This is a genomic window from Thiocapsa marina 5811, assembly GCF_000223985.1.
In the GTDB taxonomy this organism is placed as follows: domain Bacteria; phylum Pseudomonadota; class Gammaproteobacteria; order Chromatiales; family Chromatiaceae; genus Thiocapsa; species Thiocapsa marina.
In genome coordinates this window covers 210,567-232,892 of the sequence record NZ_AFWV01000010.1, presented here as the reverse complement: position 1 = coordinate 232,892, position 22,326 = coordinate 210,567, and the positions used below count along the sequence as shown (strand labels likewise).

19 protein-coding genes are annotated in these 22,326 nt (G+C 63.8%); 4 read left to right on the top strand and 15 right to left on the bottom strand.

All coding sequences use genetic code 11. The annotated features are described in order from the left end of the window. Positions 1 to 10: 10 nt before the first annotated feature. From THIMADRAFT_RS15915 to ubiK, 8 genes are all read right to left on the bottom strand, one after another. Positions 11 to 895 carry an SLBB domain-containing protein gene (locus THIMADRAFT_RS15915; RefSeq protein WP_199484246.1) on the bottom strand — a complete coding sequence of 295 codons (885 nt, stop codon included), beginning with the start codon at positions 893 to 895 and terminating at the stop codon, positions 11 to 13. 210 nt (positions 896 to 1,105) lie between these two features. Beyond that, positions 1,106 to 1,447, bottom strand: a complete 342-nt coding sequence (locus THIMADRAFT_RS15910; protein WP_007194100.1) for an STAS domain-containing protein — start codon at positions 1,445 to 1,447, stop codon at positions 1,106 to 1,108. A 119-nt stretch (positions 1,448 to 1,566) separates the two neighbouring features. Beyond that, on the bottom strand, positions 1,567 to 1,926 hold the full coding sequence (locus THIMADRAFT_RS24885) for an Hpt domain-containing protein (RefSeq protein WP_007194098.1): 360 nt from the start codon (positions 1,924 to 1,926) through the stop codon (positions 1,567 to 1,569). Positions 1,927 to 2,160: 234 nt separating this feature from the next. After that, entirely contained in the window at positions 2,161 to 3,357 is a 1,197-nt protein-coding gene (locus THIMADRAFT_RS15900) for a PP2C family protein-serine/threonine phosphatase (RefSeq protein ID WP_007194097.1), read from the bottom strand. A gap of 150 nt (positions 3,358 to 3,507) precedes the next feature. After that, positions 3,508 to 6,021, bottom strand: coding sequence for a glycogen/starch/alpha-glucan phosphorylase (locus THIMADRAFT_RS15895; RefSeq protein WP_007194096.1), 2,514 nt, complete (start codon positions 6,019 to 6,021; stop codon positions 3,508 to 3,510). A gap of 149 nt (positions 6,022 to 6,170) precedes the next feature. Continuing rightward, a complete protein-coding gene (locus tag THIMADRAFT_RS15890) occupies positions 6,171 to 8,078 on the bottom strand; it encodes an ATP-binding cassette domain-containing protein (protein WP_007194095.1) in 1,908 nt (635 codons plus the stop codon). Between the two features lie 207 nt (positions 8,079 to 8,285). Beyond that, a complete protein-coding gene (locus THIMADRAFT_RS15885; RefSeq protein WP_007194094.1) occupies positions 8,286 to 9,809 on the bottom strand; it encodes a YifB family Mg chelatase-like AAA ATPase in 1,524 nt (507 codons plus the stop codon). Positions 9,810 to 9,831: 22 nt separating this feature from the next. Next, positions 9,832 to 10,098, bottom strand: a complete 267-nt coding sequence (gene ubiK, locus THIMADRAFT_RS15880) for a ubiquinone biosynthesis accessory factor UbiK (RefSeq protein WP_007194093.1) — start codon at positions 10,096 to 10,098, stop codon at positions 9,832 to 9,834. Between the two features lie 492 nt (positions 10,099 to 10,590). On the opposite strand from ubiK, the gene THIMADRAFT_RS15875 reads away from it, so the two are divergent. The 4 genes from THIMADRAFT_RS15875 (at position 10,591) to THIMADRAFT_RS15860 (ending at position 14,479) form a co-directional block, all read left to right on the top strand. Continuing rightward, the gene (locus THIMADRAFT_RS15875) at positions 10,591 to 11,373 is read left to right on the top strand and encodes a TorF family putative porin (protein WP_007194092.1); all 783 of its coding nucleotides are present in this window, start codon (positions 10,591 to 10,593) and stop codon (positions 11,371 to 11,373) included. A gap of 77 nt (positions 11,374 to 11,450) precedes the next feature. After that, the gene (locus tag THIMADRAFT_RS15870; protein WP_007194091.1) at positions 11,451 to 11,789 is read left to right on the top strand and encodes a P-II family nitrogen regulator; all 339 of its coding nucleotides are present in this window, start codon (positions 11,451 to 11,453) and stop codon (positions 11,787 to 11,789) included. A 23-nt stretch (positions 11,790 to 11,812) separates the two neighbouring features. Beyond that, entirely contained in the window at positions 11,813 to 13,150 is a 1,338-nt protein-coding gene (locus tag THIMADRAFT_RS15865; RefSeq protein WP_007194090.1) for an ammonium transporter, read from the top strand. 69 nt (positions 13,151 to 13,219) lie between these two features. Continuing rightward, positions 13,220 to 14,479, top strand: a complete 1,260-nt coding sequence (locus tag THIMADRAFT_RS15860) for an ammonium transporter (protein WP_007194089.1) — start codon at positions 13,220 to 13,222, stop codon at positions 14,477 to 14,479. Positions 14,480 to 14,570: 91 nt separating this feature from the next. On the opposite strand, the gene speE is transcribed toward THIMADRAFT_RS15860, so the two are convergent. The 7 genes from speE to THIMADRAFT_RS15825 form a co-directional block, all read right to left on the bottom strand. After that, positions 14,571 to 15,434, bottom strand: a complete 864-nt coding sequence (gene speE, locus THIMADRAFT_RS15855; RefSeq protein WP_007194088.1) for a polyamine aminopropyltransferase — start codon at positions 15,432 to 15,434, stop codon at positions 14,571 to 14,573. A gap of 333 nt (positions 15,435 to 15,767) precedes the next feature. After that, entirely contained in the window at positions 15,768 to 16,106 is a 339-nt protein-coding gene (locus THIMADRAFT_RS15850; protein WP_007194087.1) for an ArsR/SmtB family transcription factor, read from the bottom strand. A gap of 27 nt (positions 16,107 to 16,133) precedes the next feature. After that, positions 16,134 to 17,021 carry an ATP-binding response regulator gene (locus THIMADRAFT_RS15845; protein WP_007194086.1) on the bottom strand — a complete coding sequence of 296 codons (888 nt, stop codon included), beginning with the start codon at positions 17,019 to 17,021 and terminating at the stop codon, positions 16,134 to 16,136. A 50-nt stretch (positions 17,022 to 17,071) separates the two neighbouring features. After that, positions 17,072 to 19,462: an ATP-binding response regulator gene (locus tag THIMADRAFT_RS15840; protein WP_050799598.1), complete on the bottom strand. Its 2,391-nt coding sequence runs from the start codon at positions 19,460 to 19,462 to the stop codon at positions 17,072 to 17,074. A 142-nt stretch (positions 19,463 to 19,604) separates the two neighbouring features. After that, on the bottom strand, positions 19,605 to 20,069 hold the full coding sequence (locus tag THIMADRAFT_RS15835) for a peroxiredoxin (RefSeq protein ID WP_007194084.1): 465 nt from the start codon (positions 20,067 to 20,069) through the stop codon (positions 19,605 to 19,607). A 50-nt stretch (positions 20,070 to 20,119) separates the two neighbouring features. After that, on the bottom strand, positions 20,120 to 21,490 hold the full coding sequence (locus THIMADRAFT_RS15830; protein WP_007194083.1) for an ATP-binding protein: 1,371 nt from the start codon (positions 21,488 to 21,490) through the stop codon (positions 20,120 to 20,122). Beyond that, positions 21,487 to 22,203, bottom strand: a complete 717-nt coding sequence (locus THIMADRAFT_RS15825) for a response regulator (RefSeq protein ID WP_007194082.1) — start codon at positions 22,201 to 22,203, stop codon at positions 21,487 to 21,489. Before THIMADRAFT_RS15825 ends, THIMADRAFT_RS15830 begins: the two co-directional genes overlap by 4 nt. Positions 22,204 to 22,326: the final 123 nt, after the last annotated feature.

Here is a 22,326-nt window from a genome sequence, read left to right as displayed (position 1 = left end):
ACTCGGTTGGTCACTCGGTGCCCAAGAGCTGATTGATGACCAGGATGGAGCTGAACGGATTGATCTGCTGCAGGATGTACCCGACCTGCGAGACACCGCTGCGCGGGACATAGACGATGTCGCCTTCCTTCATCGCGACGTTCAGCCCCGGATCCGGTTTCAGAATTTCCATAAACGAGAAGGTTAAATTGACCCGATCCGCCGGACGGATGACGTGGATCCGGTTGAGGTTCGCATCCCGGGTGGGGCCACCGGCCTGGCTCATGGCATCCAGGAACGACATCTGGGGTGTCAGTCGATAGACCCCGGGGGTCTGGACCTCGCCGAGGACGTAAACCGGTGTGTCGGTGGAATCCGGGATATAGACGATGTCGTTGCGCTGCAATCGGATATTCAACGACAGGTCGCCGGTGAGCAGACGTGCGACATCGACCCAGAGGATTTTGTCGCCGCGAATCACGGCGCACCGCGTCAGGAGCTGCTCGGGACGCAGGAGCGGCAGGCCGCCGGCCTGGGCCAGCGTCTCGAGTAGATTCGGCGGCGTGTCGAACTGCAGCACGCCGGGATTCTCGACCCGCCCGAGAACGACGATCCGATTCGACCCGTATCGCGTAACGCCGACGGTGACCGACAAATCGAGATAGTAGGGGGCAAGCGCCTCGACAACACGGGCAGCGGCCTCCTCCCGCGTCAGGTCGCCGATGAGGATCGGTCCGGCGAAAGGGACCGTGATGATGCCGTCCGGACCGACGAGATGGGGGCCGGAGATCTCGGGTCGGGCGGCTACCGAGACGACGAGCTCGTCGCCGGGACCAAACCGATAAACCGGCTCGCCGGCTTGCTCGAATTGCTTGAGGAGCTCGAAGCTTGATGCCTCGATCCGCCGTTCAGGCACTTCGAAATCGGAGGCCGCCGACGGGGTGGGTCCGGGGACGACCTCCCAAGCGCCGCATCCGCTCAGGATCGACGTCCATAAGAGGGCGAGCCCGAAACCGATCACGCGATGTGAAGGGGAGCGCGAACGCCCGAGTCGGGCTGATTCCCCCGACGCGCTCGAGTGCTCGATCCCGTTCATCCGGACGGGTGTCTGCCCGGCATTGTCGATTTAACCCATTCGCGCGGCGGCGACCTCTGCGTCATCGAAGATCTCGAAGACTTGCTGGAGGCGGGTCAGCTCGATGAGCGCCCGAACCGCGGGCGTGAGTCCGGCCAGGGAGACGTTGCCGCCGCTGCCGCGCGCAGCCTTGAGTGCGGAGATCAGCACCGAAAGGCCGCTTGAATCGCAGAAGGTCATCTCGGGCAGGTCCAGAACGAGGCGCGCGTCGCCCCGCTCCAGAACCTGGAGGATCTCCTGCCGAACGGCCGGCGCCTCGGCGGCGGTTAAGCGTCCGGCGATGGCGACGGTGTCGACCTGGCCGATCTTCCGATGGGTAACGGTTGCTTTCATCCTCATGTGCTCCGGCGGTCGGGCGGTTGTTTTTGCATCGGGATCCGTAACTTGACGAGAGGCTTGCCGAGCAGGGCGGCGCGGGCCCGAAGGTTCGGCATCATGGTCGGGATCCCGCCTCAGATGTCCCTCTCCAGGATCTCCTTGACGCGCGCGAGCTGGACGTGGGCCGCAGCCGCTTCCGATGCTGCGCCGACGAGGATCCCCGAGCGACCGAGGGCCTCCAGATGCTTGGCGCGATCGGAGAGTGCCAGCGCGCCGAGTGCCGCGGAGCTCGACTTGAGCGTATGGGCCGCGCGGTGGACCGAATCGGTATCGCTCAGGGCGATGCCTTGATCCAGTTGAGCGAGCAGGTCGGCGGAATCCTTAAGAAAACGCCGCACCAAATCGGGAAAATCATCTTCCATCAGATCACGGATGTCTTCGAGGACGCTTGTGTCGATGACCGTCTCGATCCGATCTTCTCCTGAACCTGACATGCTGTTCATCCGATATCGGTTGTGGTCGTGGCGCGAGACACCGGAGCCGGTGTGCGCGATCCGAGGCCCGGCGGTAAGCGGATCAGCCGGGCCGCGCGCGGACCCGGGCCGACTGGTGTCGGCGTTCGGTCGCGGGGCGAGGCCCTCGCGCCTAAGGATAGCGCTCTGAGCAGGTGTTGGGCAGTGTCCTTGTTCACTTTTCGGGGCGGCGGTTTCGCGCTCGCGCCCGATCGCTCATCGCCGTTGGAGCACCAACAGCGAGATGTCGTCCTCGATCTCTCCCGCTCCGCGCCAGCTCCTCAAGGTCTCGTCCACGCGCGTCGTCAAGGTTGCCGGAGGTGTATCGATGCAGTCTCCGGTCAGGCCGATCAAGCGCTCGATCTCGAAGCTCTCGCCTTCGGCGTTGCGACAATCCGTGATGCCGTCCGAGTAGAGGATCAGCCGGTCGCCGGGCTCCAGCGTGAAGGCGACTGAATCGTAGGGCACTCCTTCGAGCATCCCGACGGCAAATCCGCCGTGTCCGACCTGTTCGACATGTCCGTCTCGGCGAGCCAGCAGCGGATAGGGATGGCCGGCCTGACAGAGCTCGCCGCGTCCCGAGTCGGTGTCGATGTAGCCGTATACCATGGTGAAATAGGGTGCGTTCTCGCCGGATTGGAAGCGCCGGTTAAGCTCGGCCACGACGGCATCCGGGGCTTTGACGCGAATCTCGCCTCCGGGGGGAGCGATCAAATGCCCCTCGCTGAGCTCCGCCGACAGGGTTCGACTCAGGGTGACGGACATCATCGCCGAGGGCACGCCATGCCCCGCGACATCAAGGTGATAAAACCCGAGGTCGCGGTCGTTTAAACGAAAAAAATCGAAGATATCCCCGCCGATCTCGGTCGCGGGCAGGAACAACCAAGCCAAGGCCATGGCAGGCGACGCGTTCGGATCCTTCGGCAACAGGCTGGCTTGCAGGGCCGCCGCTGCACGCAGATCCTGCTCGATCCGGTCGAGTGCGGCGTGGAGCTTGCTGTTGGTCTCTTCGAGCTTTCTGTTGCGCGAGGCGAGCTGGCTTTCAAGGCTCAAAATACGCTCGGCGGCACGCAGCCGCACGCGCAGCTCCTCGAAATTGAAGGATTTCGTCAAAAAATCATCGGCACCCGCCGTCATGCCTTCGATCAGATCCTCCTTGTCGTCGCGGGCAGTCAAGAGGATGAAGTAGACGTAATGGTCCCACTGCACGGCGCGGATCCGTCTGCACAGCTCCAGTCCGTCGATCTCGGGCATCATCCAGTCGCTGATGATCAGACGGATCGTCTCGCGCTCGAGGATCTCCCACGCCTCGCGGCCGTTGCTTGCCGTCACGACCTCATGCCCCCAGCGTTTGAGCAGGCGCCCGAGGATCTCCCTCGCATCGCTTGCATCATCGGCAATCAGGATACGCATGTTGGCTCGTCGGTTCTGCCGAGGATTGGAACAAACCGCCTTATACCATAGGCGCGGAGGTCAGGGTTGCGGGCGGTCTCCCGCAGATGGGATCGGACCGCGGGTCCGACCTCGGACGTGCTCGTGCGAGCGCGTCCGAGGTCGGTTCGCTCAGCCGCCCAACGACTCGGGCGTGACCGACGCGAGCTTCCAGATGTCGCGGTTGTACTCCGCGATGGTGCGGTCGGAGGAGAAGTGGCCGCTGTGGGCGGTGTTGAGGATGCTCATACGCAACCAGCGCTCGCGGTCGCGGTAGGCTGCCGCGACCTGCTCCTGGGCGTCGATATAGCTGCGGAAGTCCGCCGCGGTCATCCAGGGGTCATGGGCATTGCGGATCGAGAGAATGATCTGATCGAAGATGCCGGGCTCGAACTGGTTGAAGTGTCCGGACTCGAGCAGACTCATGACCTCGAGAAGGGCTGCGTCGCCGGCGATGATGCCGTTGGGGTCATAGTGCGAGCGGCGCGCCTCGACCCCGGCGGCGGTCAGGCCGAAGAGGAAGAAGTGCTCGTCACCGACCTGCTCGCGGATCTCGATATTGGCCCCGTCGAGCGTGCCGATGGTGATGGCGCCGTTCATCATGAACTTCATGTTGCCCGTGCCGGAGGCCTCCTTGCCGGCGGTCGAGATCTGCTCGGAGAGGTCCGTGCCGGGTGCGATGACCTCCATCAGCGAGACGCAGTAGTCCGGGATGAAGGCGACCCGCAACAGGCCCTCGGTCTCCGGGTCGTTGTTGATCGCGCGGGCGACGTTGTTGATCAGCTTGATGATCTGCTTGGCCATCTGGTAGCCGGGCGCCGCCTTGCCGCCGATCAGAACACAACGTGACGTCCAGTCCCGCGTATCGCCCCGCTTGATGCGGTTGTAGAGATGGATCACGTGCAGGATGTTGAGCAGCTGTCGCTTGTACTCGTGGATGCGCTTGACCTGGACATCGAAGAGCGCATCGACCGGAAAGGAGACCCGGCAGACCTGCTCGACCGTGTTGGCGAGACAGCGCTTGTTGTCCTGCTTGATCCGATGCCATCGCTCGCGGAAATCGGCGTCCTCGGCATAAGGCGCGAGACGCTCGAGCTGGCTCAGATCACGCACCCATTCGGTGCCGATGGTCTCGTCGAGCAGCTCGCGCAGCCCGGGATTGCACATGGCCAGCCAGCGCCGAGGGGTGACGCCGTTGGTCTTGTTGTTGAATTTGTCCGGCCAGAGCTCGTAGAAGTCGCGGAACAGGCCTTCGACAAGCAGCTGGGAGTGCAGGCCGGCCACCCCGTTGACCGAGAAGCTCCCGACGATCGCCAGGTAGGCCATCCGGACCTGTGACTCGTAGCCTTCTTCGATCAGCGACATGCGTCTTTGGCGGTCGTTGTCGCCCGGCCAGCGGGTCGCGACCTCGGCGAGAAAGCGGGCATTGATCTCGTAGATGATCTGCAGAATACGCGGCAGCAGACGCTCGAAGAGGCGTACGGGCCAGCGCTCGAGCGCCTCGGGCAGCAGGGTGTGGTTGGTGTAGGCCATCGTCTTGCGGGTGATGGCCCAGGCTTGTGTCCATTCCAGGCCGTGGTCGTCCATGAGCTGGCGCATCAGCTCGGCAACCGAAACGGCCGGGTGCGTGTCGTTGAGCTGGAAGCAGTTCTTCTCGGCAAAACCGCTGAAATCCTTTCCGTGCAGACGGATCCAGTCGCGCAGCACATCCTTGATACTGGCGCTGGCGAGGAAGAACTGTTGGCGCAGGCGCAGCTCCTTGCCGTTCTCGCTCGCATCGTTGGGGTAGAGCACCATGGTAATGTGCTCGGCGGCGTTCTTCTGTGCGACCGATTCGGGATAACTGCCCGAGTTGAACTCGCCGAGATCGAACTCGTCGGTCGCGGCGGCCTTCCAGAGGCGCAGGGTATTGATGGTGCCGTTGCGATAACCGGGAATCGGGATATCGTAGGGGACGGCGAGAACGTCGTTGGTGTTGACCCAGCGCACGACATCGCGCCCGTCGTTGTCCTTGTGGGTCTCGGTGTGTCCGCCGAATTGGATGCGCTGGGTGAACTCCGGGCGCTCCAACTCCCAGGGGTTCCCGTCACGAACCCAGTGATCGGGCTCCTCGATCTGGTTGCCGTTCTCGATCAGTTGGCGAAACATCCCGTACTCGTAGTGCAGTCCGTAGCCCCTGACCGGAAGCTGCAGTGTGGCGCAGGAATCGAGAAAGCAGGCCGCAAGCCGGCCGAGGCCGCCGTTGCCCAAACCCGCGTCGGGTTCGTTGCCGGCGATCTCCTCGAGCGAGATCCCCAGGTCGTAGAGCCCTTTCGCGGCGGCGTCGCTGATCCCCAGATTCAACATGGCGTTGGAGAGCGCGCGCCCCATCAGGAACTCGAGCGATAGGTAATAGGTGCGCTTGGCGCCGACCTCTTCATAGGCGTGCCTGGTGCCTTTCCAGCGCTCCATGAGACGGTCGCGCAGTGCGATCGCGAGCGCTTTGTACGGATAGTAGGCAGACTGGCAGTCGCGATCCCGCCCGAAGGTATAGGCGTAGTAGTGCTGGAAATCGCGAGCGATGCCCTCCGGGGTCATCGGCAGCGGGGGAAGGTCGAAGAAATGCTCGTTCGGTCGGGCACTGATGATGTTTTTGAACGGTGACATGGCGCCGCTGGATCCTTGATCGGTTGGGGTGAAGCTCGAGCCGAGGTGCCGAATCGCGTCGGGTGCGAAAGGCGTGATCAGCTCGGTCGAGCGGAATCGGTCGTTGCGTGAAGGTCTCCTTGACGGTCTCGTCGGGTCAAAATAAGCAACTATCGAGCCTGGTCTATGGCCTCGTTGACCTCGAGCCATGCCTCCTCCGTGGCTTCCAGGTCGGCGCAGACCTGGCGTTGCTCTTCGAGCAGCGCGAGCAATTTACCTTTGGCCTCCGGGGCGTAAAGGTCCGGATCGGCGAGTGTCTGCTCGAGTGCTGCGCGGCGGGTTGCAAGCGCTTCCATGCGCTTCTCCAGTGTTCTCTCGCGCTGTCGCAACGGCTGGAGTGTCTGACGCGACTGCGCCGCCTGACGACGCTGTTGCTTACGGTCGCTGCCGTCGCTTGCGGCGATCGACGGCGACCCGGTCGGTCGCGTCGCAGCGGAGCCGCGACTCGGGTCGTTGTTGGCCAGCCAGGCCGGGTAGTCGTCGAGATCTCCGTCGAACGGACGCACCGCTCCGGCGTCGACCAGGAGCAGCGCGTCGGCCGTGACCCGCAGCAGGTGACGGTCATGGGAGACCAGCACCAGGGCCCCGTCGAAACCCTGGAGCGCTTCCGTCAAGGCATGCCGCATCTCGAGGTCGAGGTGGTTCGTCGGCTCGTCGAGCAAGAGCAGATTGGGCCGCTGGCGGATGATCAGCGCGAGCACCAACCGGGCCTTCTCGCCGCCCGAGAGCGGGCCGACCGGGCCGAGTGCGCGATCGCCTTCGAACCCGAAGCCGCCCAGATAGCTGCGCAGGGCCTGCTCGGTTGCGCTCGGATCCTGACGCCGCAGATGTCCGAGCGGGCTGTCGTCCAGATGGAGCTGGTGGATCTGATGCTGGGCAAAGTAGCCGATCTTCAGGGCCTGAGCGCGCTCCAGACGCCCGCTCGACGGGGTCAGCTCCCCGGCCAGGACCTTGATGAAGGTGGATTTGCCGGCACCGTTGCGCCCGAGCAGTCCGATGCGATCCCCGGGGTTGAGGCTGAGTCCAACCCCCTCGATCACGGACCTGTCGCCGTAGCCTGCGGCGATCGCGTCCAGGCGCAGGAGCGGGCGCGGCAGGTTCTCGGCCGGGGCGAACTCGAAGCGAAACGGCGAGTCGACATGGGCCGGCGCGATCAGCTCCATGCGCTCGAGCGCCTTGAGCCGGCTTTGCGCCTGGCGTGCCTTGGTGGCCTTGGCGCGAAAGCGCTCGACGAAGCTGCGCATGTGCGCGATCTCGCGCTGCTGACGCTCGCTCGCGGCCTGTTGCTGGGCGAGCCGCTCGGCGCGTTGACGCTCGAAGGCGGAGTAGTTTCCCGCGTAGAGGGTCAGCTGGCGGTGGTCGAGATGCAGGATGTGCCCGGTGACGGCGTCGAGGAAGTCGCGGTCGTGCGAGATCAGCAGGAGCGTTCCCGGATACGCCTTCAGCCAGCCTTCGAGCCAGATGACGGCGTCGAGGTCCAGGTGGTTGGTCGGCTCGTCGAGCAGCAGCAGATCCGAGCGGCACATCAGGGTGCATGCCAAGGCGAGACGCATCCGCCAACCGCCCGAATAACTGTTGACCGGGCGGCGCTCGTCGCCGGGTGCGAAGCCGAGCCCGTGCAGGAGTCGCGCCGCACGGCTTTCGGCCCCGTAGGCGTCGATCGCCTCCAGCCGTCCCAGCAGCTCGCCCTGATGCAGTCCGTCGCCGGCGGCCTCGGCGCGTGCCAGCTCGGCCTGGATGCGGCGCAGCTCCGCGTCGCCGTCGAGCACGAAGTCGATTGCCGCGACCTCGCTGTCCGGGGTGTGCTGGGCGACATGGGCGACCTCCCAGCCGGCCGGGATCGTCGCTTGGCCGGCATCGGCATGGAGATCCCCGAGCAACAGCGCGAAGAGGCTCGATTTGCCGCAGCCGTTGTAGCCGACCAATCCGACCTTTTGGCCCGGATAGACGGTGACGTCGGCACCCTCGATCAAGAGGTGCGGGCCGCGGCGCAGGCTGAGTGATTGGAGCTGGAGCATGGTGTCGAGTCTAAACCGCGACCGGCGCGGTATGTGATGTTTTTGGGTGGGGCCGGCCCCGATAGACTTGCGGTTAGTCGGAGCTGGCGCGGCTTAAGGCTTTGAAAACTTGAGAATATTAAACCGCGCCTCCGCCAAGGGTGGTGAAGTCCTCAAGGCCGAATACATGATGACGATGACGATGACGCATGTCGCTCTGGACGCGGTTTAGGTGGGTGCCGGATTGCCTCGGTCGAGCCGACGGTAGCCGATCGCTTCGCCGAGATGTTGCTGCTCGATTCGCGCGAGGCCGTCGAGATCGGCAATCGTTCGGGCCACCTTCAGGATCCGGTGGTAGGCCCGCGCCGATAGGGCCAGGCGGGTGATTGCCTGTTGGATCATGCGTTGGCCGTCGGGCTCCAGGGCGCAGTCGCGCTCGATCTCGGCGGGTCCTAAGACATGGTTGGCCTTGCCCGCGCGCGCAAGCTGGCGGGCGCGTGCGGTGTCTACACGCTGTCGCACGAGCGCCGTCGTCTCCCGCGTCTCCGAGGCGGCTTCGCTCAGTCGAGAGAGATCCAGCCGAGGGACCTCGACGTGCATGTCGATCCGGTCGAGCAGGGGTCCCGAGATGCGTCCGCGATAGCGTCCCACCTGGTCGAGGGTACACCGACAGCGACCGCTGTTGTCGCCGAGATAGCCGCATGGACAGGGGTTCATCGCGGCGATCAACTGAAAGCGTGCCGGAAAACGCGCCTGTCGTGCCGCCCGCGAGATGTCGATATGACCGGACTCCAAGGGCTCGCGCAAGACCTCCAGGACCTTGCGGTCGAACTCCGGCAGTTCGTCGAGAAACAAGACCCCTTGGTGCGCGAGCGAGATCTCGCCCGGTCGCGGGTTGCTGCCCCCGCCCACCAGCGCGACACCCGATGCCGTGTGATGCGGCGAGCGAAACGGGCGCTCGCGCCAGCGCGCCGGGTCGAACAGGTCGCGGTCGCTCACCGAGCGAATCGCCGCCGCCTCCAGTGCTTCGTCCTCGCTCAGCGCCGGCAAGAGTCCGGGGAGCCGGTTGGCCAACATCGATTTTCCGGTCCCGGGCGGGCCGATCAAAAGCAGGCTGTGGCCGCCCGCGGCCGCGATCTCGAGGGCCCGTTTCGCATGCTCCTGACCTCTGACCTCCGCGAGGTCGGGATAGACAGGCTCGACGAAAACCCGTTCGCCCGCCACGAAGGTCGGCAGTACCCGGGTCCCGTTGAGATGCTCGCACACCTCCATGAGGTGCCGCGCCGGTCGGATGTCGAGCCCGGAAACCAGCGACGCCTCGGCGGCATTCTCCGCAGGCAGGATCAACTCCCGGCCCGCCTCGCGTGCCGCGACGGCGACCGGCAGGACACCGTTGACGGGTCGCAAGGTCCCCGAGAGTGCAAGCTCCCCGATCCACTCGTAGCGCTCGAGCCGATCCGTGGCGATCTGTCCGGAAGCGCCCAGGATGCCGAGCGCGATCGGAAGATCGAAGCGCCCGCCTTCCTTCGGGAGATCCGCGGGTGCCAGGTTGATCGTGACGCGACCGACCGGAAACTGGAACCGGCCGTTCAGCAAGGCGCCGCGCACCCGGTCCTTGCTCTCTTTGACCGCCATCTCGGGCAAACCGACCATCGACAGATAGGGCAGCCCTCCGGAAAGATGGACCTCGACCGTCACGGCGGGGGCATAGATTCCGACCCGCGCACGGCTATGCAGGATGCAGAGGGCCACGGTCTTGCTCGCTGCGTGGAGGTCAGTCCGCCTCTGTAGGGGTCGGTGCGCGCACGCGTTCCAAGTCTGCGATGCGCGCTTCGAGCAACGCCAGCTTCTCGCGGGTGCGTGCCAGGACGGCCGACTGGACGTCGAACTCCTCGCGGGTCACCAAGTCGAGCTTGTCGAGTCCGGATTCGAGCGAAGCTCGGAGATTACGGCCGATGTCTTCCTGCAACATCTGGATGCCTTTCGGCATCGCCGATGCGAGGCGCTGAGCGAGATCGTCGAGCTGTTTGGGATCCAGCATGGGGAAATTCCTCTTAACTGCGGTCTTGGTTTGACGCGTGACTCCGACCTGAAAGCGGGGAAGCTCGGTCCGATGCCGCGTCGACTTCGGCGTCGCGAAAGACGCCGCGAGTCAACTCGAGCGCCATTATATACCGAGCGCCCGTGGGTTCTTCGCCGCCTTGCACGTCCCGCGTACGCCGGATCGGCGATGCGCCTGCACGCCGGAGAGGCGCGACGCCTCGTCGACGGGCGTCGCCCCCGCGCGCGCATGACGCACTTTCTTGGTGCGCTCGGTTCTTCGGGGTTCCGCTCATGCGTCAAATCGGTGCGCTGTAGTGTTGTGTCTTTGTCACATGATGCTGAAATACGTCTTTCTCAGGGGATGATGGACTGTGGCACGCGATCTGCTAGACCGACATCACATGGTCACAACCGGCAAGGTCATTCGGGCGCCCGCCGGTCTATTTTCAACCTCGCCTAGCAAGCCCGCACTATCGAGAGGCACACAGCAATGACAACACGACGCATCGGAACCGTTCTGGCGCTTGGAGCGCTGACCATGAGCGCCGGCACCTTCCAGATCGCCGCGGCCGACGAGACGCATAACTTCAGCGCCAATATCGGCGTGGTCAGCAACTACCTCTTCCGCGGGTTGACCCAAACCGACGACGGGCCGGCCGTCCAGGGTGGGGTCGACTACGAGCACAGCAGTGGCTTCTATGCGGGTGCCTGGATCTCCAATGTCGATTTCGGCGACGGCGTCGAGTACGAGGTTGATTTCGACGAGCAAACGTTCGATGTCGTCGATACCTTCAATTCGCCCGGTTACGAGCTCGACGGCTACTTAGGTTACGGCATCGCGGTCAACGACGACCTCAGCTTCGACATCAACGCCATCTACTACGCATACCCTGATGGCAAGGATCTCGATTTCGCGGAAATCGGCGGCAGTGCGACCTGGAAATGGTTGACGGCGGGATTGGCCTATACGGTCTATGGCCAAGCCGACGATGCCCCCGGCGTGACCTCCGGCGAAGCACTCTTCGTCGAAGGAGACTGGTATTACTACGCCAGTCTCGATTTCGCACTGCCCTACGACTTCGGTCTCGGCATTCGTGGCGGCTATTACGATTTCGATTACAACGACGGCGGCAACGACTATGGCCACTGGGGTCTGACGATCAGTCGCGAGGCCGGCGATTTCGGCACCTTCAGCTTGAATTACGACCAGGTCGGACGCGATACCTACAACGACGACCCGCAGTTCTGGGTCGGCTGGTTGAAGGAGTTCTGAATCACCCCGCCTCGCACTCGCGATTCCAATCCCTCGGCCAAGGGTTCGCTCTTGGCCCCTACAGGAGCTTAATTGCAATGAAACTGGTTGCAGCCATCATCAAGCCGTTCAAGTTGGACGACGTCCGCGAGGCACTCGGAGACATCGGCGTATCCGGTATCACCGTCATCGAGGTCAAGGGTTTCGGTCGTCAAAAAGGTCATACGGAGCTCTATCGCGGCGCCGAATATGTCGTGGATTTCCTCCCCAAGATCAAGGTCGAGATCGCCGTCGACGATGCGATGGTCGAGAAGGTGATCGAGGCCATCAGCAGCGCGGCTCGGACCGGCAAGATCGGCGACGGCAAGATCTTCGTCTTCGACCTCCAGCAAGTCATCCGCATTCGTACCGGCGAGACCGGATCGGACGCACTCTAGTCGTCTCCGAGAGGATCGCAACGATGTACACATTGGAACCGCGACGATTGGCCGTACCGGCCTTGGCGGCTCTTTCGCTGCTGATGCCTGCGTTGGCGTTCGCCGAGGAAGTGCCTGTTCTGAACAGCGGCGATACCGCATGGATGCTGACGGCTACCGCGCTCGTACTGTTCATGACCATCCCGGGTCTAGCGCTCTTCTACGGCGGTTTGGTCCGCGCCAAGAACGTTCTTTCGATCTTGATGCAGTGTTTCGCCATTGCTGCACTGATGACGATTCTCTGGGTGCTCTACGGCTACAGTCTGGCGTTTTCGACGCAGGGCATGGAGTCCGGCGCCCTCAACATCAACACCTTTATCGGCGGACTGGATAAGGTCCTGCTTGGCGGGGTGACACGCGAGAGTCTCACGGCAGCGATTCCCGAGACCGTCTTTGCGACCTTTCAGATGACCTTCGCCATCATCACCCCGGCTCTGATCGTCGGTGCCTTCGCGGAGCGCATGAAGTTCTCCGCATTGCTCTGGTTTATGGGGATCTGGTTCACCATCGTCTACCTGCCGATCGCCCATATGGTCTGGGGCGGCGACGGGGCGCTGATGTGGGATTGGGGCGTTCTGGACTTCGCCGGCGGTACCGTGGTGCACATCAATGCCGGGGTCGCGGGTCTCGTCACTGCATTGGTTTTGGGTAAGCGCAAGGGCTATCCGCACACGGCCATGCCTCCGCACAATCTGGGGTATACGCTGCTCGGCGCATCGATGCTCTGGGTGGGGTGGTTCGGATTCAATGCCGGTAGTGCAGTCGCCGCAAACGAAAGCGCCGGAATGGCCATGCTCGTGACCCAGGTCGCAACGGCGGCAGCCGCGCTTGCCTGGATGTTCTCCGAGTGGGTGTTGCACGGCAAGCCGAGCGTCCTCGGTATCGCCACCGGTGCAGTTGCCGGGCTCGTCGCGATCACGCCGGCGTCCGGAACGGCCGGACCGCTCGGTGCGCTCGCGATCGGTGTCGCCTCCGGGATCATCTGTTTCCTCGCTTCGACCAAGCTCAAACGGGCCTTGGGCTACGACGACTCGCTCGACGTGTTCGGCGTGCATGCGGTCGGCGGGATCGTCGGCGCGATCCTGACCGGCGTGTTCGTCTCGGCCGCGCTCGGCGGTGCCGGTCTCGCCGAGGGCATGAGTATGCCCGGACAGGTGTGGATCCAAACCAAAGGGGTGCTATTTACCTTGGTTTACACCGTGATCCTGACCTACATCATCCTCAAGCTGGTCGATCTCGTGATCGGTCTGCGTGTCACCGAGGAGCAGGAAACCGAAGGTCTCGACCTTTCTCAGCATGGCGAGCGCGGCTATATCCTTTAGGCCGCTTGCCGAGGCGGATTCCTCCGCCTCGGTCCCTGCCTCGCCTCGAACCTCTTTGGAGATTCTCAAGTGGAAGCAATTACCGAGTTGAGCTACGCGCTCGATACTTTTTACTTTCTCATCTCCGGCGCACTGGTCATGTGGATGGCTGCCGGCTTCGCGATGCTCGAGGCCGGGATGGTCCGCGCCAAGAACACCGCTGAAATCCTGACCAAGAACATCGCACTCTTCGCGATCGCCTCGATCATGTACATGCTGGTCGGGTACGGGATCATGTATCCCGCCGACGGCAACGGTTTCATCCCAGCCATCGATTGGGGCTTCATGTTCGGCGGCGACAACAGCGTCGAAGAGGTCATGGGAAGCGACGGGGAGACCTACTATTCCTCGATGGCCGACTTCTTCTTCCAGGTCGTCTTCGTGGCCACCGCCATGTCGATCGTTTCGGGTGCCGTGGCCGAGCGGATGAAGCTCTGGGCCTTCCTGCTCTTTGCGGTCGTGATGACCGGCTTCATCTATCCGATGCAAGGCTACTGGAAGTGGGGCGGCGGGTTCCTCGACGAGCTCGGATTCCTCGACTTCGCGGGCTCCGGACTCGTGCATCTGGCCGGCGCCTCGGCCGCGCTTGCAGGGGTTCTCCTGCTGGGTGCGCGCAAGGGCAAGTACGGAAAAGACGGATCGATCAACGCGATCCCGGGCGCGAACATGCCGATCGCCACGCTCGGGACCTTTATCCTCTGGCTCGGCTGGTTCGGCTTCAACGGCGGCTCGCAGCTGGTGATCTCGAACATCGAGGATGCCAACGCGGTGGCGGCGGTGTTCGTGAACACCAACATGTCCGCGGCCGGCGGCACCATCTTCGGTCTCATCACGGCACGCCTGTTGTTCGGCAAGGCCGATCTCACGATGGCCCTCAACGGCGCACTCGCCGGGCTGGTCGCGATCACGGCCGAGCCGCTCACGCCTTCTCCGTTGCTCGCGACCATGATCGGGGCGATCGGCGGGGTGATCGTGGTTTTCGCGATCGTGACCATGGACAAGCTGCGGGTGGATGATCCGGTCGGTGCCATCTCCGTACATGGTGTGGTCGGGATGTGGGGCCTCATGGCGGTGCCCATCACCAACAGCGATGCGAGCTTCGCTGCTCAGGGGATCGGTCTCGGTACCATTCTGGGGTGGGTGTTCGTGACCTCCTTCATCGTCTGGCTGATCCTCAAGCTTGTCATGGGCATTCGAGTCAGCGAAGAGGAGGAATACGAGGGTGTGGACATCGGCGAGTGCGGCCTGGAGGCCTATCCCGAGTTTGTCGGGGCTCGCGGAGCCGTCTGATCGTCTGTTTTGCGCTGTTGTGAATTCTTCGGGGCCCTTTGGGCCCCTTTTTTGTGCCGCGAATCGCCTCGGAAGGCCCGCGCAACTCGGCTCAGTCGGCGATCTCGGCGAGCGCGCGGCGAAAGAACTCAGGTTGAGCCAGGGCTGCGCGATGGATCTCGGAGTTGTAGTAGTGGGTATCGAACGCTTTGCGAGCGGCGTCTTCGGCACGAAAATCCCCGAGCGTCAGGTCGGTGCCCGCCATCGTTGCGCTCCACCAGCCGGAGGGATAGATCGGTTGAGGAAACAAGAGCGTGCGGGTGTCACGGAAGCCCGCGCTGCGCATCGCGGTGTGCATCTCGGTCAGGATGCGCATGTGATACAGCGGGGATTCGCTCTGTTGAACCAGAATGCCGCCCGCGCCCAAGGCGCGTCGGCAGTCGGCGTAGAAGTCGCTGGTGAAGAGACCGACCGCGGGTCCGACCGGGTCGGTACTGTCGACGATGATGATATCGAGACTGCCGGCATCCGCCTCCTGGATCCAGCGCACCCCGTCCTCGAACAACAAGTGTGCCCGCGGATCCCCGTTGGAGGCCGTGAGCTCCGGAAAAAACATCTCGGAGAGACGTGTTACCCGCTCGTCGATATCGATCTGAACCGCCTGCTCGACGCCGGGGTGCTTCAACACCTCGCGCAAGGTTCCGCAATCGCCGCCCCCGATGATGCAGACGCGCTTGGGGTCCGGATGTGTGAAGAGCGCCGGATGCGACATCATCTCGTGATAGAGAAAGTTGTCGCGGGTCGAGAGCATGGTGCAGCCGTCGATCACCATGAGATGGCCGAAGCCTTCGGTCTCGTAGATCTCGATGTGCTGGTAGGGGCTTTGCTCCTCGTGGAGTTTCGAGGAGATACGCAGCGAAAAGGCGGCGCCGTCGGCGTCGGCGACCTCGGAGAACCAGGTGTTGGGATCGAGCATGTGGGATCGTCCTGAGTGGAGTGGGCGGGCATTATCTCAGGAACGCTTCAGCAATGAGTAAAACGACGCCACGAGAGGATGCCGTTACCGCGGTTGTCGTTCTCGACAACGACAACGACTGGATTGGGTGCTTAAACCATTTCCGACCCGCTGTTTGATCACGACCGCAGGCCGCGAATCTCGATTCGGCCTTGCGTCCGGGCAGAGCCGACGACCCGCGGGTCTAAACCGCGTCCCGCGGGCGATGCTCACTTTCGGGTGAGTTCGACCTTTGATGCACCCATGGCCCTTAGGGGGCGCGGTTTAGGCATGCGGTTACGCAGAAACCGCGGTCTATTTCGGGAATCGGTCGTCCAGATTCGCAGGGCAAAGTACATCGCGCATGATGCCGATCAGATCCAGCAACTGATCGTTGCGGATGCGGTAGTAGATCCGATTGGCCTCTTTGCGCGCGACGACGATGTTCTTGTTGCGCAGCTGCTCGAGGTGCTGAGAAATGTTGCTCTGCGAGGTCCCGGTTCGGTCGACGATCTCGCCGACGGAGAGCTCCTTGTCGCCGAGCGAGCAGAGGATCTTCCACCGCAGCGGGTGCGCCATCGCCTTGAGGGCGTTGGCGGTCAGGGTCGTGTTTTCATCCTCTTCCGGGGTCTCCGGGACCATTGGTTCACTCATGCTTGCTCCTCCCTAGGGGCTCCAATCTTATCGTGTCGTTGTTGATCCCCCTGTCGGCAGGGCACGCGCGTTCTCGTTCTCTGCGACCCGTACATAGCCGGTCATGTCCTTTGCGATGCAGATGATATCGCTGATACGCCCTTCGGGATCCTTCACCGCGGTCCGCGAGAAGAGAATCGGGACCCGCCGCCCGTCGCGGGCAATGAATCGCGCCTCGATCCGACTCAAGGCGCCGGTGCGGATCAGCGCCTCCAGCCAGGTCCCCATGAAGGCGCCGGCCTCGGCATCGCCTTCCTCCTCGAACACGTCTCCGATGGACATGCCGCGTAGATTGTCGGCACAGTAGCCGAGCATCTTCCACGCCGCCGGATTGGTGTGTTTGATGGTGCCGCCGGGGTCCAACACCAAGAGCGCCTCGCCCATGTGGGTGATGATGTTCTCCAGGTACTGCCTTGCCTCGGCAAGCTCTGCCGTACGTTGCGCGACCGTCTGCTCGAGGGTCCGGTTGAGCTCGCGCTCTTTCTCGATCAGCCTGAAGTAAGTGCTGATCTTGTTGATCAAAAGGTTGTCGTCGATCGGTTTGAGCAGATAGTCGACGGCGCCGACGGCGAATCCGCGTTGCTGAAACTCCTCCGATTTGAAGGCGGCCGTCAGGAAGATGATCGGGATATCGCGCGTGCGTTTGCGCAATTTGAGCATGGATGCGGTCTCGAACCCGTCCATCTCGGGCATCTGTACATCGAGGATGATGAGGTCGATGTCCGGGTGCCGATGGGTCAGGTCGATGGCGTCTTGCCCGGAGGTGGCCTCGAGAACCTCGACATCCATCTCGCTCTCGATCAAGGTTCTGAGCGTAAAGAGATTGTGAGCGTGGTCGTCGACGATCAGCAGCTTGAATCCGGCGTAGCGGGTCATGTCGTCTGCCCTTGTGCGCCCGGAACCGTCGAGAGCTGGTCTCGGGCGGTTCAAACGATCGATTCGCGGACCGCTGCGGATGCCTCCGGGAGGGGTCTGTCCGGCAGCACATCGGCAAGCAGCGCAGTGAGTTGATCGGGATCGATGGGTTTGGATAGAAATTCAACGGCACCCGCACCCAAGCAATCGGCAACCCGGGTCTTGGCCGATCGATCGCCGAGCACGGCAACGGCCGGGTGAGGCCCCGTATTACGGCTCATTAGAGTGCGAATCGTAGCACAGGTCATTTCGTCGGACATCCCGGCGGCCAGAAGCACCAGCTCGCAACCTTCGCCCTCTTCCTGCAGGGTCTCGAGCGCCTCGTCGAGATCGGCTGCGGTTTGAATGCGCAGGTCTCGCCGCGATAGCTCGGAGGCGAGCTGCACGAGTGTCTTGACGTCACGCTCGACGATCAGCACCCAGCCGCCGCGCGAGGTTGTGCCGGAACCCCTGACCGAGGTCGGAGGGAGCGTGCCGGGCGAGTCCAACGGCGGTAGCGGTGTGGCGTGTGCGCTCGTGGGTGCCGCGGGGGAGACGACCCCGATCGGCTCGACGGCGACGGCTGCAACGGGCATGTCAAGCCTGAAGCAGGCACCGGCCCCGGGGGCGCTTTCCACTGTGATCCGTCCGCCGAGCAACAGCGCGAGCTCGCGGCTGATGGAGAGTCCCAAACCGGTACCGCCGTAGCGACGCCGCGTCGATCCGTCGGCCTGCTGAAAGGCCTCGAAGATGATCTCTTGTTTGTCGAGCGGGATCCCGATTCCGGTGTCGGCGACACTGAGCACGACCTGCCGTCGGGGATCCTCGCCCGCGTCGACCGCCAGCGTGATGCGACCCTGCTCGGTGAACTTTACGGCATTCGAGAGAAAATTCTTGAGGATCTGCCGCAGCTTGTCGCGGTCCGTATAGACCCTTGTCGCAGCGCGCGGGTCGACAGCGAGGTCGAGCACGACCGGCTTCTCCGACACCATGGGTTCGACCAGCTCGATCAGCTCTTCCAGCATCGGACGCAGCTCGACCCAGTCGGAGGTCACGGCGACATGCCCGGCCTCGATCCGCGAGATGTCCAGGATGTTGTCGATCATGGTCCGCAGATCGCGCCCGGCCTCGTGGATCACCTGCGCCTGGCGTCGCTGCCCCGGATTGAGTCCGCTGGTCTCGGCGGCCAACATCTTCGAGAGCAGGAGGATCGAGTTCAGCGGCGTGCGCAGCTCATGGCTGACGTTGGCCAGGAACTCGGACTTGTACCGATTGGATCGTTCCAGCTCGCGCGTATGCGCTTGCGCCGTCTGCAGGTGCTCGGCGTGGGTCTGCGCCAGCGCGGTGAGCTGCTCGCCGAGCTCGCGGATCTCCCGCGGCCCGCGCCAACTGAAGCGCAGCGGTCGACCGTCGCGCAGCACCTGTCCGATTCCGCCCCGGAGCTCCTCGCCGAAATGCTCGGCACGGGCGGCGATCCAACGGGCCAGCACCATCACGACCAAGATCAGCAGGAAGATGATGGACAGGACACGCACGATCAGCGCGTCGCGAAACTCCTCGATGGGCGAGGGATCCACCGCCCGGCCGACCCAGAGCGGCACGCCGTCCTCGGTCAAGAACATGGGTACCCAGAGCAGCTGGCGGCCTTGGCGGCCCTTCCAGACGGCAAGGGTGCCGCCGGCAAAGATCTCGGCCAAGCCGGGGAAGGCATCGAAGGCCTCGGGCTGGCCGCTTGCCGGCTGACCGGGACGCAGATAGCTGCCGTCGTGATTCACCCAGAGCGTGTCCCGATAGAACTGGGCGAGCCCGCCGACATCGATGGTCATCACCACCACCCCTCGCGGGTCTTCCGGTTTCTCCCCGCCGATTCGGCTGACCAGACTCAAGGTCATGAGCTGGCGCGGGTCTTCGACACCCGCCAAGGGGTCGATGCGGATTCGGCTGACCATCACCGCGCCGGACTGCAGATCGAGCCCGGCGGTCAGGAATTCGCGATTCGGGACCTGCGGGGGCGAGGCGGTGGGTCGCCATTCCTGCGTGCGGGCATCGCGCGCCAGCCAGAAGCGCTCCTGACCGTCATCGCCGACGAAGAGGATCTGAATAATGTCGCGCTGATCGGCGACGATCTGGTTGATCCAGGCGGTGTAGCGCGCGCGTGCGACATCGATCTGATCCGCATCGCCCTGCTCGCCGAGGATCAGGCCGGGCTCGGGCAGCTTCGAGAGCAGTCGGATCATCTCGTGGCGACTGGCCAGATGCTGGTCGAGATCACGAAAGTCCGCGCGCAGATTCTGCAGATAGGCACGCTGGTAGAACATCGCGGTGCGATCGAGCACCAGCGGGAGGTTGATCAGCACGGCCAAGACAAGCGGGGTCAGGCCGAAGATCAGGAGGAAGATCAGGATGTAGGCGCGCAGCTTCACGCTGCGCGAGGTCTCCGAACGCGGCTCGGGGTCGATCGTAGGCGACGGCGCGTCGGCCCCTGATCCCGGCTCGACCGAGGAGAGCGATCGTCTCTCCTCGGTCGGCGGCGAGAGCATCTCGATGGTCGCCCCCGGTTGCGGGTCAGAGCGCCTGGACCAGTTCCAGGATCTGAGCGGCATGGCCCTTGGGCTTGACGTCGTAGAGCGCGTGTCGGATCACGCCGCTTTTGTCGACGATGAAGGTCGAGCGGACGATCCCCATGCGTTTCTCGCCGTGCGCCTCCTTTTCGCGCCAGACGCCGTAAGCCTCGCAGGCCTCGCCCTCGGTATCGGCGAGTAATTGAACGGTCAAGCCGTATTTGTCGCGGAAGGCGCCGTGACTGGTGCAGGTGTCGCGGCTGATGCCGACGACATCGGTCTCGGCGGCGTCGAAGTCGGCTTGTAGGTCGGTGAAGTCGAGCGCCTCCATCGTGCAGCCCGGCGTGTCGTCCTTCGGGTAAAAGTAGATCACCAGGTTACGTTGCCCGAGGAGCCGGTCGAGACTGACCCGTCCCATATCCGCGTTGGGGAGGGTGAAGGCGGGCGCGTGATCGCCAGGTTGCAGCATCGCAAAGGGCTCCGGGTGGTCGAGCGGATTGATGAACGTCAGGGCGGAATTTAGGCACCCGCGGACGGCGCGTCAACCGCCGTGCCGTTGCTCGGTCCACGCGCGATCTCGAGCTCGAGCGGCGGCAAGCGAACGCTCGCTGCGGTGCCGCCGCCGCGACGCGTGTCCAGATGAAGCTCCATCTGGTTGGACAGGGCGAGCTGGTAAGCCACGGCGAGACCCAAGCCCGTGCCGCCGGTCAGGCGGCTGCGCGAGGTTTCAAGACGGTAGTAGGGACGAAAGACGGCCTCCCGCTCGGCTTCCGGGATTCCCGGTCCGCGATCGAGGACGTAGATCACGGGCGTCGCCATCTTGCAGTCGAGATGGATCTCGACCAGGTCCTGACTATAGCGCAGGGCGTTTTCGAGAAGATTCGTCAGGATGCGGCGCAAGGCGAGCGCGTCGACGCGATAGCGACACGGTCGAGTGCGTTGCCAGATCACCCGCGGCCGACCGGCTACCAGGTCGTCGATCAAGGCGGCGAGCTCGATCTCCTCGCGATTTCCTGTTTCGAGGCTTTTCCCGAAATCGATTGCCTGCGTGATGAGCGCGTTCATCTCCTCGATGTCGCGCTCCATCCGGGCGACGAGCGCCGGCGCGGTGCCGCGCGGCAGCATCTCCAGGGCGAGACGCAGGCGCGTCAGCGGCGTGCGCAGGTCGTGCGAGATCCCGGCGAGCAGCAGAGTGCGGTTGGCGATCAGCTCGCGGATACGTCGACTGGTGGCATTGAACTGGCGCGCGAGGTTCGCGAGCTCTTTGGGGCCGCTTTCGGACAAGACGGCGGGCGAGTAGCCGAGCGCGACCTGCTCGGCGGCCTTGGAGAGGCGATTCAGCGGCTGGGTGACGCGTCCGGCGAGAATCACCGCGCTTCCCACGATTAAAAGCACGGCGACACCGATAATGACCGACAGTCCTTCGATCGGGCGTGTCTCGACCCGGCTTCGAGGGAACCCTGCCCAGACCGTGTCGCCGCCTGCGTCGAGTGCGACCCAGAACCACCGCTCGCTGTTGGCGACACTCGTGACGATCTCCACCTCGCCGCCGAGTCGGTCTCCCAAGGCGCGTTTGAGCTGGCCGATGTAAGGGAAGAAAAAGTGGTTCACGTCCGTGAGCGGACGCTCCTCGGCGAGTCGGATCTGGTACTCCCGGGCCAGCCTGGTGCGATAGTCGTCGCGCATCTCCGCCGGGAGCTGGCGAAGGGTCCGCGCCGAGAGCACCATGATGCTCGCCAGATCCGAAGCGGAGCGCTGCGCGACCGGCGCCAGGGCATAGGAGACGATCACCCAAAAGGTGATGAGGCCGAACAGGCCGAAGGTGAAGACCAAGGTCAGCAAGGCGCGCCCGAACAGGCTTGCAGGGATCAGTCGCGCAAAGAGCTTCATGCGTCCCCGGCGGGCGTGAACATGTAACCCTTGCCCCAGATGGTGCGGATGTAGCGCGGGCGCTTCGTATCCGGCTCGATCTTCGCGCGCAATCGCGCGATCTGCACGTCGATGCTGCGATCGAAGGGCGAGCGCTCGTAGCCCTTGAGCAGGTCGAGCAGCAGATCGCGATCCAAGACGCGGTCGGGATGCTCGGCAAGGATGCGCAGCAGCTCGAGCTCGCCCGAGGTGAGCACGACGGACTCGTCGCCGCGTCGCAGCTCCCGTTGGCCGAGGTCGAGCCGATAGGGCCCGAAGCGGATGACGGCCTCGTCCTCGCGGGGCTCAGGCGGCGCGCTCGGGGCGCGACGGCGCAACACGGCACGGATTCGCGCCAGCAGCTCCCGCGGATTGAAGGGCTTGGGCATGTAGTCGTCGGCACCGACCTCCAGGCCGACGATCCGATCGATATCGTCGCCGCGGGCCGACAGCATGATGATCGGGGTGTCCGCGCGCGCACGCAGTCGACGCGCCAAGGTCAGACCGTCCTCGCCGGGGAGCATCAGGTCGAGGATGACCAGGTCAGTCTCATGCTCCGCCAACCAGGCATCCATCGCTACGCCGTCCTCGGCCCCTGCAACGCTGAAGCCCTCTCCGGCGAGATAATCTCCCAGCAGAGCGCGCAAGGCCGAATCGTCGTCGACAACCAGGATCTGGATCGGTGTATCGGGCATTTCCGCGTGGTCCCGTTCGCCCGACGTCAGGCGACTGTAACAACTTGTAACAACATTAGAGCTGACTGAAATACTCTATTGATGCCCTTGGCGCAAGATAAACCCGTACGCGCAGGCCAGTGG